The organism is Rhodococcus sp. ACT016 (genome assembly GCF_050477185.1).
In the GTDB taxonomy this organism is placed as follows: Bacteria; Actinomycetota; Actinomycetes; order Mycobacteriales; family Mycobacteriaceae; genus Prescottella.
This window is the reverse complement of the sequence record NZ_JBEAET010000001.1, coordinates 1,223,413-1,240,121: the sequence shown is the minus strand read 5'-3', so window position 1 is coordinate 1,240,121 and position 16,709 is coordinate 1,223,413. Positions and strand designations below refer to the sequence as shown.

Annotated in this window: 1 protein-coding gene (running past one end of the window); it reads right to left on the bottom strand. The window is 70.1% G+C overall.

The features are described 5' to 3' along the window. Positions 1–16,709: the 5' portion of a non-ribosomal peptide synthase/polyketide synthase gene (locus ACQ5DX_RS05810; RefSeq protein WP_430331721.1), read on the bottom strand. Its footprint begins 11,452 nt before the window's first position; 16,709 of the gene's 28,161 nt are visible here — the first part of the coding sequence; the start codon lies at positions 16,707–16,709; the stop codon falls past the left edge of the window.

Sequence of the window (16,709 nt, the reverse complement as noted above, 5' to 3'; positions counted from 1 at the left end):
GTCCACCGGACCAGGTCGCCGGTGCGGTACATGCGCGTCCCGGTCGGTCCGTGCGGCGACGCCACGAACCGGTCGGCGGTCAGATCCGGTCGGCCCACGTAGCCACGGGCCAGCTGGGTGCCCGCGAGGTACAGCTCGCCCGGCACGCCCACCGGAACGGGATGCAGGCGCGAATCGAGAACGTAGAGAGCGGTGTTCCACACCGGGGCACCGATCGGCACCGACACCTCACCGGCCCGCGTCCGGTGGTAGGTCACGTCCACCGACGCCTCGGTGGGCCCGTACAGGTTGTGCAGTTCGACGTCGACCAGCGAATGGACACGGTCGACGGTGTTGGCCTGCAACGCTTCACCACTGGTGAAGATCCGGCGCAACGAGGTGCACCGGGCCAGATCGGCGCCGGCGAGGAACGCGTCCAGCATCGACGGAACGAAATGGAGCGTCGTCACACCGTGATCGCGCACCACCCGCTCGAGGTACTGCGGATCGCGGTGCCCCTCAGGCTCCGCAATCACCAAGTGTGCACCGACCTGCAACGGCCAGAACAACTCCCACACTGACACGTCGAACGTGACCGGCGTCTTCTGCAGCACCACGTCGGTCGTGTCCAGCGGGTAGGCGTCCTGCATCCACAGCAACCGATTCACGATGCCCGCGTGCGGGACCGCAACGCCCTTGGGGCGCCCCGTCGAACCCGACGTGAAGATCACGTACGCGGTGTTGTCCGGACACAGGTCGCCCCGCTCCTCCACCGTCAACGGGGCCGAATCGACGTGATCGAGCGCAAGGGCGTCCACAGCAACGACCGGGGCCGCGGCTGGCAGAAGCGTCGTGTGTTCCGAATCCGTCAGCACCAGAACCGGTTCCGCCTGTTCGATCACGTGCCCGACCCGGTCCGCCGGCTGCGACGGGTCGATCGGCACGTAGGCGCCGCCGACTGTCACCACTGCGTAGATGGACACCAGCATGTCGATCGACCGCGGCATCGCGATGCCCACAAGCGTCTCCGGCCCCACCCCGGCACCGATGAGGTACCGGGCGAGACGGTTCACGCGTGCGTCGAAGTCCGCGTAGGACAGCATGACGTCGCCGAAGGACACCGCCGGCGCGTCCGGTGTGGCGCGCACCCGCTCCGCGAACAGCGCCGGCAACGTCGTGCGCGGCACCTCGTGGTCGGTGGCGTTCCACTCGACCAGCACCGTGCGGCGCTCGGCTTCGCCCTGCAGGTCGATGTCCCCGATCACCGTGCGGCGGTCGGCGACGACGGCGCGCAGCAGGCGTTCGAACCGGTGCCCGAAACGGGCGACGGTCGATTCGTCGAACAGGTCCGCGGCGTAGGTGAACGACGCCGCGATCTCCGCGGGCTCGCCGTCGTCGTCGCGGTGGTCGACGAGCGTGAGCTGCAGATCGAACTTGGCGGGCTCGAATCCGGCGTCGACGGCCTCGATGTCGAGACCGGGCAGCTCGAACCGGGTGCGGCCGAGGTTCTGCAGCGACAGCGCGACCTGGAACAGCGGGTGCCGCGCGGTGGACCGCTCGGGATCGAGCACCTCGACGATCCGCTCGAACGGCACGTCCGCGTGGGCGAAGGCGGCCAGGTCGGTGGCGCGCGCCTGGTCCAGCAGGTCCGCGAAGGTGGCGTCGCCGCGCACGTCCATCCGCAGCGCGAGGGTGTTGACGAACATGCCGACCAGATCGTCGAGCGCCTGTTCGCCGCGGCCCGCGATCGGCGTGCCGATCGTGATGTCCGAGGTGCCGGTGAGCCGGCTCAGGAGGGTCGCGAACGCGGCGTGCACGACCATGAACAGCGTCGTGCCTTGTCGGCGCGCCAGTCCGAGCAGCGCCCGGTGCAGCGATGCGTCGAGCGTGAAGGCGTGCGTCTGCCCACGGTACGACTGCACAGCCGGCCGTGGGTGATCCGTCGGTAGGTCGAGCTGAGTCGGCAGACCCGCGAGCGTTGCTGCCCAGTAGCCGATCTGGCGCGCGGCCGTGGATGCGGCATCGGACTCGTCGCCGAGCGTGGCGCGCTGCCACAGGCTGTAGTCGGCGTACTGCACGGGCAGCGGTGCCCACGACGGCTCGAGGCCCTGACGGAACGCCGAGTAGGCGACCATCACGTCCCGCGCCAGCGGTGCGACAGAGAATCCGTCGGCGGAGATGTGGTGTACGACGAGCACGAGCACGTGATCGTCGGGTCCGACCCGCAGCAGCGCGACCCGCAGCGGCGCCTCGGTGGTGACGTCGAATCCGGTACTCGCGAGTCCGACAACCGCCGACAGGATCGAGTCCGAATCGACGTCGATCGGCTCGAGCATTGGGACCACCTGCGCGGCAGGGACGATCACCTGGCACGGCCCTTCCGGCGAATCGGGGTAGACCGTTCGCAGCGCCTCGTGCCGCTCGACGGTCGCGGCGATCGCCGCGTGCAGTGCGGCGATGTCGAGGACGCCGGACAACCGAAGCGCAATCGGGACGTTCTGGGCGGCCGATGTCGGATCGAACCGGTTCAGGAACCACATCCGCTGCTGCGCCGGCGACAGCGGAATCCGGTCCGGTCGCGCGAGCGTGCCCAGCTCCGGACCGGTCGCACCACGCGCCGATTCGGCGCGGCCCGCGAGGGCGGACACGGACGGGTGCTCGAACAGCTCGCGGATGCCGAGCGTGGTCCCGAGCACCGCGTTGACCCGGGCGATGAGCCGGGTCGCGAGCAGCGAGTTGCCGCCCAGGTCGAAGAAGCTGTCGTCCACTGACACGGAGTCCACCCCGAGCAGCTCGGCGAACACGTCGACGATCTGCTCCTCCACCGGGTTCGACGCGGCCCGGAACTCGCGGGTCGAGACGAAGTCGGGCACCGGCAGTGCCCGGCGGTCCAACTTGCCGCCCGCCGTGACGGGCAGCCGATCGAGTACGAGGATACGGCTGGGAATCATGTACGCGGGCAACGACTCCGAAACCAGGTCCCGCAGGTCGTCCGGATCGAGGGATGATGTCCCCCGCTCGGGGACCACGTAGCCGACGAGGTGGTCGCCGGTACGAGTGTCGCTGTGCAGCACCACGACCGACTGCGCTACTTCCGGGGAGTCGACGAGCGCGGCCTCGATCTCGCCGAGTTCGATGCGCAGGCCGCGCAGCTGAACCTGGGAGTCGGCACGGCCGACGAAGTCGAGCAGGCCGTCGCGGGTGCGCCGGACGAGATCGCCGGTGCGGTAGAGGCGCTCGCCGCCGGGCCCGGCGACGAACCGCGACGCGGTCAGGTCGGCGCGTCGGTGGTAGCCGCGGGCAACACCGGGACCGGACAGGTACAGCTCACCGATCACTCCGACCGGAACGGGACGTAGACGCGAATCGAGGACGATCGCCCCTGCGCCCGCGATCGGGGTGCCGATCGTGATCCGTTCGCCGGGCGAGAGCCTCTCGGTCATCGTGATGATGATCGTCGTCTCGGTGGGGCCGTAGCTGTTGAAGAACCCGCGGCCGGGTGCAAATCGCTCGACCAACTCCGGTGGGCAGACATCGCCGCCGACGATCACCGTCTCGAGGGAGTCCAGGCCGTCGATGTCGACCGTTCCGAGGGCAGCCGGGGCGGTGAGGATGTGGGTGACCCGCTGCTCGCGGATCACGTCGGCGAGCTCGTGCCCGCCGATCACCGCGGGCGGCACGACGACGAGGGTGGCGCCGGCGCTGAAGCCCGCGAGCATCTCGAACACCGACGCGTCGAAGCTCGACGACGAGAACCGCAGCACCCGCGAATGCCGGGACAGGGCCAGTTCGGTCCGGGCGTCCGCGCAGAACGAGGACAGACCGGTGTGCTCGACGACCACGCCCTTGGGCAGACCGGTAGAGCCGGACGTGTAGATCATGTACGCGGCGTTGGTCAGCTCGATCGGGCCGCCGCGGTCGGCGTCGCTCACCGGAGCAGCCGAGAGAACCGCACACTCCTGCTCGAGCGCATCGGAATCGAGCACGAGCCACTGCGTGGAGGTGGGCAGTCCGTCGACCACGACGGCCATGGTGAGGCCGACGTCAGCGCCGGAATCGGTGAGCATGTGACGGATGCGGTCGGCCGGGTGCGCCGGATCGACCGGGACGAATGCGGCACCGGTCTTGACGACCGCCCACATTGCGACGATCGAATCCACGGACCGGGGGAACGACAGCGCGACGAAGCGCTCGCGCCCGACCCCCAGCTCGAGCAGCAAGCGGGCCAGCCGGTTCGACCGCGCGTCGAGTTCGGCGTAGGTCAGTGCGGCGTCGCCGCCGCGGATCGCCACCGCCTCGGGCGCGGATGCCGCACCGGCGGTGAGGATCTCGGCCATCGTGCGCGGGGCGACGGTCAGCGGCAGCGGCGCCGCGGACACGAGAGCCCGGTCGTGGTCGTCGAGCAGGTCGATGTCCCCGACCGCCACCGACGGTTCGGCGGCGACCTGAGCGAGGACCCGCACGAGCTTGTCGGCGATGCCGGCCGCGGTCTCGGGGTCGAAGAGATCCGTCGCGAAGGTCAACGAGCCGAGCAGTTCGTCGGACGCAGCGGAGCGGAGCGTGAACTCGAGGTCGAACTTCGCGACGTCGGCGCCCGGATCGACGACGGTTGCCGTCACACCGGGAAGCTCGAGGACCGCCTCGCCGTGATTCTGGACCGACAGTGCCACCTGGAACAGCGGCGAATATGCCTGCGAGCGAGGCGGATCCACCACTTCGACGACGCGTTCGAACGGCACATCCGAGTGCGCGAAGGCGGCGAGATCGACCGACCGCACACGGCGGAGCAACCGGTCCCACGGCTCGGCCGGATCGACCTCGGTACGCAGCACAAGCGTGCCCGCGAACATCCCGACGAGGTCGTCGAGGGCACGCTCGCCGCGCCCCGCGATCGGGGTGCCCACCGACACGTCGGTGGTGGCGCCGAGCCGGCCGAGCACGGCCGCCAGTCCCGCATGCAGCACCATGAACAAGGTCGACGTGTGCTCCGCGGCGATCTCTTCGAGACGCCGGGCGACGTCGGGGCCGATCGTGAAGTCGACGCGCGCGGCACGATACGACGCGACGGCAGGACGCGGCCGGTCCAGCGGCAGATCGACCACCGCCGGGGCGCCGTCGAGCTGCTCCTTCCAGTAGCCGAGTTGCTCCGCGGCAAGTGAGCGCGGATCGGCTTCGTCGCCCAGGAGCCGCCGCTGCCACAACGCGAAGTCCGCGTACTGGACGGCCAGCGGCGTCCAGTCGGGTTCCTCGCCGCGGGTGCGACTCGTGTAGGCGGTCATCACGTCGCGGGCGAGCGGGAGTGTGGACACACCGTCGGCGCTGATGTGATGGACGACGAGGACGAGCACGACGTCGTCGTCGGCGACCCGCAGCAGCCGCCCCCGCACCGGGACGGCGGCGGTGACGTCGAATCCGGCCGCGAGCACCTCGGCGATCGCGGTTCGGAGCCCTTCCTCGCCCGGCACGGTCACCGGCTCCAGGTCGAGCACGATCTCCTCGGCAGGCACGATCAGTTGGTGCGGCCCGTCCTCCGACTGCGGGAAGAGGGTGCGCAGCGATTCGTGGCGCTGGAGTACATCACCGATGGCGGCTTGCAGCGCCGGGACGTCGAGCGCACCGGTCAGCCGCACCACGAGCGGGATGTTGTAGGCCGGGGATGCGGGATCGAACTGGTTGAGGAACCACATCCGCTGCTGCGCGGGCGAGAGCGGCAGCTGCGACGGGCGGGGGCCGGCCGCGAGAACCGGTCGGTCATCCTCGGGTTGCGCGTGGTCCACTCGCGCGGCCAGCGCGGCGACAGTGGGAGCGTCGAACAGCTCCCTGACACCGATCCTGGTGCGGCGCAACTCGTTCACCCGGGCCACGACGCGGGTCGCGCTGAGCGAATTGCCGCCGAGGTCGAAGAAGTCGTCCTCGGCGCCCACCCCGACGATGCCGAGAACGTCGGCGAAGACGTCCGCGACGATCGCCTCGGTCTGAGTGCGCGGCTGAACGAACACGCGGGTGGGGAACACCGGCGCCGGAAGGGCTCTGGTGTCGATCTTGCCGGACGGGGTGAGCGGCAACGCGTCGACGACGGTGACGACCGACGGCACCATGTATTCGGGGAGCCGGCCACGCGTATGCACGACGATCTCGTGCAGATCGACGGTCTGCCCGGCCGCCGGCACGACGTACGAGACCAGCGCATCGGCACCGCCACCGCGATGCCCCACCGTCACCGCGACGTCTACCGCGGGATGCGACGCCAGGACCGCGTCCACTTCCCGCAACTCGATGCGATGACCACGGACCTTGACCTGGAAGTCGGTGCGCCCCAGGTATTCGAGCTCGCCCGTCGCCGTCCGACGGACGAGGTCGCCGGTGCGGTACATTCGCTGTCCGCCGCCCGTGTACGGGTCTGCGACGAACCGCTCGGCGGTCAGGGCGGCGCGGTGATGGTAGCCGCGGGCCAGGCCCTGCCCCGTCACATACAGCTCTCCCGCGACGCCCACCGGAACCGGGTGCAGCCGGCGGTCGAGGACCCGGATGCCGGTGCCGCGCACGGGCCCGCCGATCAGGACATCCGCGGCGGGATCCATGGGTCCGTAGTGAGTGGCCATGATGGTCGACTCGGTGGGACCGTAGGCGTTGAACATCGCGCGGCCCGGCGCCCAGCGACGCACCAACGCGCCGTCGCAGGCGTCGCCGCCGACGACCACAACGCGCAGGTCGTCGAGCCCCGCGGGATCGACCGTCGCCAGCGCACCCGGCGTGACGAACGCATGCGTCACCCGCTGGGCGCGCAGAATCTGACCGAGCTCCTCGCCGCCGTACACCCCGACCGGGACCACGACCGCCGTCGCCGCTCCCCCGAACGCCATGAGCAGCTCGAGAATCGACGCGTCGAAGCTCGGCGACGCGAAATGCAGCGTGCGCGAACTCGAATCGACACCGTAATGACGCTGCTGTTCGGCGACGAAGGCCGCCAATCCGACGTGCGTGACAGCAACACCCTTGGGGACACCGGTGGAACCCGAGGTGTAGATCATGTACGCCGGATTCTCGGGGCGTAGCGGGCGGAAGCGGTCGACATCGGTGACGGGCGACGCGACGTGCCCGTCGCCCGGGAGCAGCGACGTGTCGTCGAGGACGGTCCACGCCACGGCGTCGGGCAGGGCCTCCAGGTGCTCACCGAGCGTGATACCCACGCGGACACCGGAATCGGTGAGCATGTGGGCGATGCGCTCGACCGGGTAGGTCGGGTCGACCGGCAGGAAAGCGGCGCCGGTCTTGGCGACCGCCCAGACCGCGCACACCGACTCGATCGAACGCGCCAGGGCGAGCGCGACGAACGACTCGGGTCCGACGCCCTGACCGATCAGCATCCGCGCCAGTCGGTTCGAGCGGTCGTCGAGGTCGCCGTACGTCAGCGTCCGGTCGCCGTGGATCAGGGCGACCGCGGCGCGGTCGACGACCGCGTCCGCGAGCAGATCCGGCAGCAACCGCACCGGCACCAGGTCCGTCGGGTCGGACAGCTGCACCGCCCGCTCGCCGGCGTCGAGGAGGTCGAGGTCACCGACCGGGACGCCCGGATCCGCGACCGCGGCACCGAGCAGCCGCACGAACCGGTCCGCGAAGCCCTGCACGGTCTCGGCGTCGAACAGATCGCACGCGTAGGTGAAGGTCACCCGGGCACCCGAACCGGCCTGCTCCGCCACCTCCACCTGGAGATCGAACTTCGCGATACCGAAATCAAGTTCCTCCGAGGAGATTTCGACGTCGGGAAGCGAGATCGACCGCGGCTTCGGACCTTCGAACGCGAGCACCACCTGGAACAGCGGGTGATGCGCGGTCGACCGCGCGGGGCTGATGACCTCGACGAGCTGCTCGAACGGGACGTCCGCATGCGCGTACGCCGCGAGATCGGTGCCGCGGACCTCGTCGAGCAGTCCGGCGAACGACACCGCCTGGTCGATCTCGGTGCGCAGCACGAGGGTGTTGACGAACATGCCGACCACGTCGTCGAGTTCCTGTTCGCCGCGACCGGCCACCGGGGTGCCGATCGACACGTCGTCGGCGCCGCTCAGCCGCGCGAGCAGCACGGCGAGGGCCGCATGCAGGACCATGAACGGCGTCGCATTGGCGCGACGCGCGAGGGCGCACACGGCCTCGTAGATGTCGGCGTCGATCGTCGCGCCGACAGTCCTACCGAGATAGCTCGGCGTGGCGGGCCGGATCCGGTCGGCGGGCAGCTCGAGCACCTCCGGCACTCCGGCCAGCTCGGCCGACCAGAAGGATATCTGCCGGCCCGCGAGAGATCGCGGATCATCCTCGGCGCCCAGGACCTGGTGCTTCCACAGCGCGTAGTCGGCATACTGCACAGGCAACGGCGCCCACGCGGGTGCCTCATCGCGGACCCGCGCGGAATACGCCCGCACCAAGTCCGCAGCGAGCACGTCCATCGACCAGCCGTCGATGCTGATGTGGTGCACGACGACGACCAGAACGTGGCTGTCGCGGCTCTCCTGCAGCAAGGTGATGTCGATCGGGATCTGCTCCGTGACATCGAACCCCGAGGACACCGCGGCGCGGATGCGGTCGTCGAGGTTGGACTCGGACTCGACTCGACCGAGGTCGTCGAGTGCCATCTCGTCCAAGGCCTCGCCGATCGACAGAATCCGCTGGTAGGGCCCGTCCGCGGAGTCGGGGTACACCGTCCGCAGCGACTCGTGTCGCTCGATGATGTCGGCGACCGCCGCAACGAGCGCCTCGCGGTCGAGCGCACCGGTCATCCGCAGGGCCACTGCCACGTTGTACGCCGGGGATCGCGGATCGAACCGGTTGAGGAACCACATCCGGGACTGGGCCGGGGACAACGGAATACGCGCGGGACGCACGGCCGCCTCGAGCGCCGGGGCAGTGCCACCGCCGCGGGACGCGTCGACCGCGGCCGCGAGCCCCGCCACCGTGGGTGCGTCGAACAGCTCGCGCACGCCGAGCTGCACGTCGCAGTCGGCGTTGACCCGCGCCAGCAGCCGGGTGGCCACCAGCGAGTTGCCGCCGAGGTCGAAGAAGTTGTCGGACACGCCGATCGGGGCCTCGCGCCCGAGAACTTCCGCGAACACGCCGGCGATCGCGTACTCGGTGGGAGTTCCGGGAGCGGTGTACTCCGCAGTACTCGCGAACTCGGGCGCGGGCAGCGCCCGGCGATCGAGCTTGCCGTTCGCCGTCACCGGCAGCGCCTCGAGCACGACGAGCGCCGACGGCACCATGTACCCCGGCAGTATCGCCGTCACGGCGTCGAGCAGGTCAGCCTCGCGAACCTCCGCGCCCGCGTGCGGCACGACGTAGCCCGCCAGGTACTCCCCCGCGACCTCGTGGACGAGCAGCACGACGACCGCCTGGGCGACACCGAGCTGTGCGAGCAGCGCCGCCTCGATCTCCCCGAGCTCGATGCGCTGTCCGCGCAGCTTCACCTGGAAGTCGCTGCGGCCGATGTACTCGAGCTCCCCCGCCACGGTCCACCGCACGAGATCGCCGGTGCGGTACATGCGCATCCCGGCCGGACCGTACGGCGACGCCACGAACCGGTCGGCCGTCAGATCCGGTCTGCCCACGTAACCGCGGGCCAACTGGGCACCCGCGAGATACAGCTCGCCCGGCACACCCACCGGAACCGGCCGCAGACGCGAATCCAGAACGTAGAGAGCGGTGTTCCACACCGGGGCACCGATCGGCACCGACACCTCACCGGCCCGGGTCCGGTGATAGGTGACGTCCACCGACGCTTCGGTGGGCCCGTACAGGTTGTGCAGTTCGACGTCGACGCACTCGTGGACCCGACCGACGGTATTGGCCTGCAACGCCTCACCACTGGTGAAGATCCGGCGCAACGAGGTGCACCGGGCCAGATCGGCGCCGGCGAGGAACGCGTCCAGCATCGACGGAACGAAATGGAGCGTCGTCACACCGTGATCGCGCACCACCCGCTCGAGGTACTGCGGATCGCGGTGGCCGTCAGGCTCCGCAATCACCAAGTGTGCACCGACCTGCAACGGCCAGAACAACTCCCACACGGACACGTCGAACGTGACCGGCGTCTTCTGCAGCACCACGTCGGTGTCGCCCAGCGGATAGGCGTCCTGCATCCACGCCAGCCGGTTCACGATGCCGGCGTGCGGGACCGCGACGCCCTTGGGTCGTCCCGTGGAGCCCGACGTGAAGATCACGTAGGCGGCATTCTCGGGACACAGCCCGACCCGCTCCTCCACCGTCAGCGGCGCCGAATCGAGGTGGTCGAGTACCAGGGTGTCGAGGGCGACCGTCGGCGCGTCGGCCGGTAGAAGTTCCACTGTCACCGAATCTGCCAGGACCAGAACAGGTTCCGACTGGAAGACGACGTATCCGACGCGCTCGGCCGGCTGCGACGGATCGATCGGCACATAAGCTGCGCCCGCGGTGACCACCGCGTAGATCGCGACGAGCATGTCGATCGACCGCGGCAGCGCGATGCCCACCGACGTCTCCGGGCTGACCCCGGCCGCGAGAAGGTGCCGGGCGAGACGGTTGACGCGGGCGTCGAAATCCCCGTACGACAGCGTGACGTCTCCGAAGGAGACGGCCGGCGCGTCGGGGGTGCGCGCGACCTGCTCGCAGAACAATCCGACGAGGGTCGTTGCCGGGACCGCGTGCGTTGTCGCATTCCAGGCCTCGACGACGGTGACACGTTCACCTGTGGTCAGGATGTCGACGTCGCCGACGGGCAGTGCCGGGTCGGCGACGAATCGGGCGAGGATCTGCACCAGACGTGAGGCCAGGGTCGCGGCCTCGTCGGCCGTGAACGACGACGCCCGGTACCGCAACGTCATGCGCATGTCCGGCAGGGTCATCAGCGTGATCGGGTAGTGCGTGGCGTCGAGTCCCTGCAGGCCGCGCACCCGCATTCCGGCGATGTCGGTGTTCTCGTCAAACCCGGCCCGCTCGATCGGATACGACTCGAACACGGTCAGAGTGTCGAAGAGGTTACCGATCCCCGCCATCGCCTGGATCTCGGCGAGACCGACGTGGTGGTGGTCGAGCATCTCGGCCTGCTCGCCCTGCAGCCGGGACAGCATCGCGGCAATCGACTCGGCCGGATCGGTCCGCAGGCGCACCGGGATGGTGTTGATGAACAACCCGAGCGTCTCCTCGACGCCCGCCAGTTGCGGCGGCCGCCCCGACACGGTCGCACCGAACACGATGTCGGATCGTGTGGTGTTGCGGGACAACAGAATTCCCCAGGCCGCCTGGATGACCGTGTTGACGGTAACCCCGAGAGCGTGAGCAAGATCGGTGATGCCGTCGTACAGCGCCGGAGACGCCGGGACGTCGATCTCGATCGGCACGTCGGACGTGCCGGTGTCGGTGTCCGTGCCCGCGAGCAGCGTGGGCTCGGCGAACCCGTCGAGGGCGGTGCGCCACGCCTGCCGCGACTGGTCGTCGTCGCGCGCGGCGAGCCAGTGGAGGAAGTCGCGGTAGGGGCGCGGTTCGGGCACCGCGGTGGTATCGCCGGCGGCGTAGCGGACCAGGAGTTCGCGCACCAGCAGCGGCATCGACCACCCGTCGAGCACGATGTGGTGGTTGGTCACCGCGAAGGCATACTCGTCGGCTGCGAGCCGGACGAGCGTGGCCCGCAGCAGGGGCGGGCGGTCGAGTTCGAATCGGGTCGTGCGATCCGCGTCGAGGATCCGGTTCAGCTCACGGTCGCGATCGGTGGCCGACAGCCCCCGCAGATCTACCTCGGTCCAGGGAACTGCGCCGTGGTCGAGGACCAGCTGGGCGGGCGTCCCGGAGTCGTCGTAGACGAACGCGGTGCGCAGGTTCGCGTGGCGTGCGACGACCGCGTCGAGCGCCGACCGCAGGCGGGCCGCGTCCACCCGGCCGGTCAGGTCCATCCGCAGCTGCGCGGTGTACACGTCCACGCCGTCCGCGACGAGGCGTGCGTGGAACAGCAGGCCGGCCTGCAGCGGCGAGAGCGACCACACGTCGCGCACCGCCGGGTAGCGGTGCTCCCACCGGTCGAGCTCGCCCTGGGACACCGCGACCAGCGGAACGTCCGACGGGGTGAGCCCACCGGCACCCGGCAGTTCGGCGTGGGCGGCGAGGCCCTCGAGGGCCCGGCGCCACAGGTCGGCCAGCTCGGCCACCTCGGCGTCACCGAGTACCCCGGTCGGATAGGCGAAGGTCGCGGTCAGGCGCGGCCCGTCGGGACCGTCGGTAACCATGGCGTTGATGTCGACGGCGGCGGCGACCGCCATCGCCGAACCGCTGTTCGCAACCAGGTCCGGGGCCGCCGGGTCCGGCAACCATCCGGTCGACATTTGAGCCGCCTGCCCCACGCCCAACCGGCCCAGGTAGTTGAAGCCGATCTGCGGGTGCGGCAGGCCCGCGAGTTCGTCCCGGGTGCGGGGATCGAGGTGCCGCAGCACACCGAAACCCACTCCGCGGCTGGGCACGGCGAGTGTCTGTTCCTTGATCGCCTTGATCACCGCACCGGCGTCCGGACCGCCCGCGAACGCGTCACCGAGGTCGATGTCGGGAAGTGCCAGGCGCACCGGGAACGTGCTGGTGAACCAACCCACCGTGCGCGCGAGGTCGGCGCCGGGAAGCGCCTCCTCCTCACGACCGTGACCCTCGAGCGTGAGAAGGAGCGACCGTGCGGGCGATCCGTGTTCGTGCCGCCAGTGCACGACCGCCATCGTCAACGCCGCGAGCAGCCCGTCGGCGGCACCGCACCCGAAGGCGTCGGGAAGCCGACCGAGGACGGTGTCCGTCACCGCTGCACCGAGTTCCACGTGAACACGTTCGGTGGTCGCGACGGTGTCGATGCGCGGATCGAGCGGACGCGTACCGACCAGGGGGTCGGGCCCGGCGAGGATCTCGCGCCACCGGCCGAGTTCTTCACCGTACGTGCCCGCGGCACCCGCGTCCCGCAGTCCGTGGGTCCAGCGCCGGAACGACGTGCCCGTGGCGGCGAGCTCGACGACCCCGCCGGCGCAGACCTGCACCCACGCGATCACGAAGTCCGGCACGAGGATCCGCCACGAGACGCCGTCGACCACGAGGTGGTGCGCGACAACGAGTACCCGGCCGCCGAGGTCGCCGGCGTCGAGCCAGACCACCTGGAGCATGATCCCGGACCGCGGATCGAGACGACCTGCGGCACGGTCACATTCGTCGAGGACCGCAGACTCGAAGGCGCGTGTGCCGGGGCCGCTCGTCACCGACACCCGAGCGACCAGATCCGTCGGGTCGACCGTCCCTTGTGCGCCGACGGTGAGCGTCGGCACCCCGGACGGGTCCGCGTCCAGACGGCTTCGGAGCATGTCGTGGTGGTCCACCACGACACCGACGGTCTCCACGAGACGCCGCTCGTCGAGATCACCGGGCGCCGTGAGGAGGACCGACTGGTGGAAGTCGTCGAACGGTCCGCGCGCCGCCATCTCGTACATCACCGGCGTGAACGGGATCACCCCGAGTCCCCCGCCGGGAAGTTCCGCGAGCGTGTCCTGCGGCTCGCCGTCGATCGGCACGGCCACCCGCGCGATCTCGGCCACGGTCTTGTGCTCGAACACCTCCCGGGCCGTGAACCCGAGCCCGGCGGCACGCGCCCGCGAGACCACCTGCATCGCCACGATGCTGTCGCCGCCGAGCGCGAACAGCGAGTCGCGCACGCCGACGCGGTCGAGACCGAGGACTTCGGCGACGATGTCGGCAATCACCCGTTCGGCCGGCGTCGACGGGGCGCAGTACTCCTCGGCGTCGCTGCCGAACTCCGGCACCGGGAGCGCCCGGCGATCGAGCTTGCCGGCGGACGTGACCGGGACGTGGTCGAGTTGCACCACGGCCGCGGGCACCATGTGCGACGGCACGATTCGCGCGACGCCCGCCACCACGGCCGCGGCGTCGAACTCCGCACCCGGATCCATCCGGACGTACGAGACGAGCACCGGACCGGTGGCCCGCTCGTGCGCGACCGTGGCCGCGAAGTTCACCCCGTCCTGTTCGAGCAGCGCCGCGTCGATCTCCCCGAGCTCGATGCGGAAGCCCCGAATCTTGACCTGGAAGTCGGACCGGCCCACGTACTCGAGTTCGTGCCCGGCCGTCCACCGCACCTCGTCGCCGGTGCGGTACATGCGGGTGCCGGGTTCCCCGAACGGATCCGCGACGAATCGGTCGGCCGTGAGTCCGGCGCGACGGTGGTAGCCGCGGGCCAGGCCGGGGCCGGTGAGGTACAGCTCGCCGACGACGCCGGCGGGGACCGGGCGCAGCTTGCGGTCCAGGACAACGGCGCCCGCGCCCTGGACCGGACGGCCGATCGTGATCGGGCCACCGGGCACCAGCGGGTCCCCGGCGGTGATGACGATGGTCGTCTCGGTGGGTCCGTAGGTGTTGGTGAACCGGCAGACGTCACCGAACCGCTCGACGAGGTCCGGCGTGCACACGTCGCCACCGACGACGACGGCCTCGAGCTCCTTCAGCCCCCGCGGATCGACCGTGTTCATGAGTGTGGGCGCAGAGATGATGTGCGAAACACGTTCCCGGCGAAGTAGATCCACAAGTTCGAGGCCGCCGTAGACGTCGGGCGGCGCCACTACCATCGTCGCGCCGGAGCTGAACGCCTGGAGCATCTCGAACACCGACGCGTCGAAACTCGCCGACGAGAAGCGCAGCACACGGGACTGCGGGCCGATGTTCAGTTCGGGGCGTGCACCGGAGGCGAACGCGGACAGCCCCGCGTGGGTCACGAGGACACCCTTCGGGAGTCCCGTCGATCCCGACGTGTAGATCATGTAGGCGGTGTTCGCGATCCCGACCGGCGCGAGCCGATCAGCGTCCGCGATCGCGTCCGACGAGAAGTGTTCCACGGCAACGCGGGCCGATTCGTCGTCGACGACGAGCCAGTCGGCACCGTCGGGCAGCCCCGGGCACGCGGAGGCACACGTGAGCCCGATAGCGGCCCGCGAATCGGTGAGCATGTGGACGATGCGATCGGTGGGCAGCGACGGGTCGATCGGCACGAACGCCGCACCGGTCTTGGCCACCGCCCACACCGCGACCAGCGCGTCCGCCGAGCGCGGCATGCTGATCGCGACGAATGTCTCCGGTCCGGCGCCGCGGCCGATGAGCAACCGCGCCAATCGATTCGACATCGCGTCGAGGTCCCGATAGGAGGTCTCACCGGTGGTCGAGACGATGGCGACGTTGTCGGGGCCGATCTCGGCTCCTCGACGCAGGAGGTCGGGCAGCAACCGCGGCGGGCAGGCGGGCGCACCGTGCAGCGGCACCAGCGCGGCGCGCTCGTCGGCACGCATCACGTCCAGGCCGGCCACCACAGCGTCGGCCGATTCGGCGAAGGCCGCGAGGAACTCGAGGAATCGGGCATGATGCGCGTCCAGCGCCTCGGGTGTGTAGAGGTTGGGATTCGCCTCGAAGTCGACGTGGGCGCCCTCGCCCTCGACCGCCGGATAGATGTTCACCGCGAGGTCCTCGACCGGACCGGTGGTGAGGACGTGCAGCGTCCCGACCTGGTGCCCCAGACGGATCTCGCCGTGGAACATCATGATGTTGACCGCGGGACCGAAGAACCCTCGGCGACCGCCGCTCACGCCCGCGTCCCGCCGGATGTCCTCGTGCCGGTAACGCTGGTGACGCAGGACGCCCGTCAGCTCCACCTGGGCCCGTCGCGCCAACTCCGCGCAGGTGACACCGCCGCCGGTGTCGAGCCGGATCGGCACGACGTTCGAGACCATGCCGCCCGACCGGCGCAGCTTGGCGGTGGTGCGGGCCGACACCGGCAGGCTGAGCACCACGTCGTCCTCACCCGTCAACCGGGACAGGAACGCCCCGACCGCGGCGACCACGATCGCGGCGAAACTCGTGCCGTCGACGTCGGCCACCATCCGGCGCATCGCGGACTCCACGGCGGCCGGCAGCGGGCCGGTGACCCGCTGGGAGTGGGGTCCGACCTCCGCGGACCGGCCGGCGAGGCTGATCGGGTGCGGCAGGTCCCGGGTCCGCTCGGCCCAGTACCGGCGGTCCGTCTCGAACCGCGGGGACGTGCGGTACCGCGCCTCGTCCTCGCTGACCTCACGGAGCCCGTAAGCCTTCCAGTCCGGGAGGTCCACACCGGTCACGGCGCAGGTGTACCGCTCGGCAGTCCGGTTCACGAAGGTCATGGCCCCGAACCCGTCGAGGGCGATGTGGTGGATCCGGGCGTACCAGTAGTAGTGCGAGTCACCGATCCGCAGGGTCGCCGACTCCACCAACTTCCCCGTCAGCAGGTTCGTCGGGGTGCTGTACTCGCGCCGCATCCAGGCCTGGGCGGCCGCGACGGGATCGGACTCGCCGCGGAAATCCAGATGCGTCGTCCTGTCGTTCAGCGAGTGGTCGATCGTTTGATACGGCTCACCGTCGATCTCCACGATCCGCAGCAGTCCGGTGCCCAGCTCGCGGGCTGCCGCCGCGCACGCCTCCGACAGTGCGTGGACGTCGAGATCGCCGAGGATCTCGACGTACTGAGCGATCGCGATCGGGACGTCTTCGATCAGGTGCTGGGCGAACCAGATCCCTCGTTGCGCCGCGGACAGTGGTAGCACTTCGCCTTCGGTGGCACTGGCGACCGAGGCTCCGGTTCCGGAAACCGACCCGATACTCGCTACATCAAGTTCTGCGAAAACCGACTTCGCAGAAGACCCTTCCGACCCCAC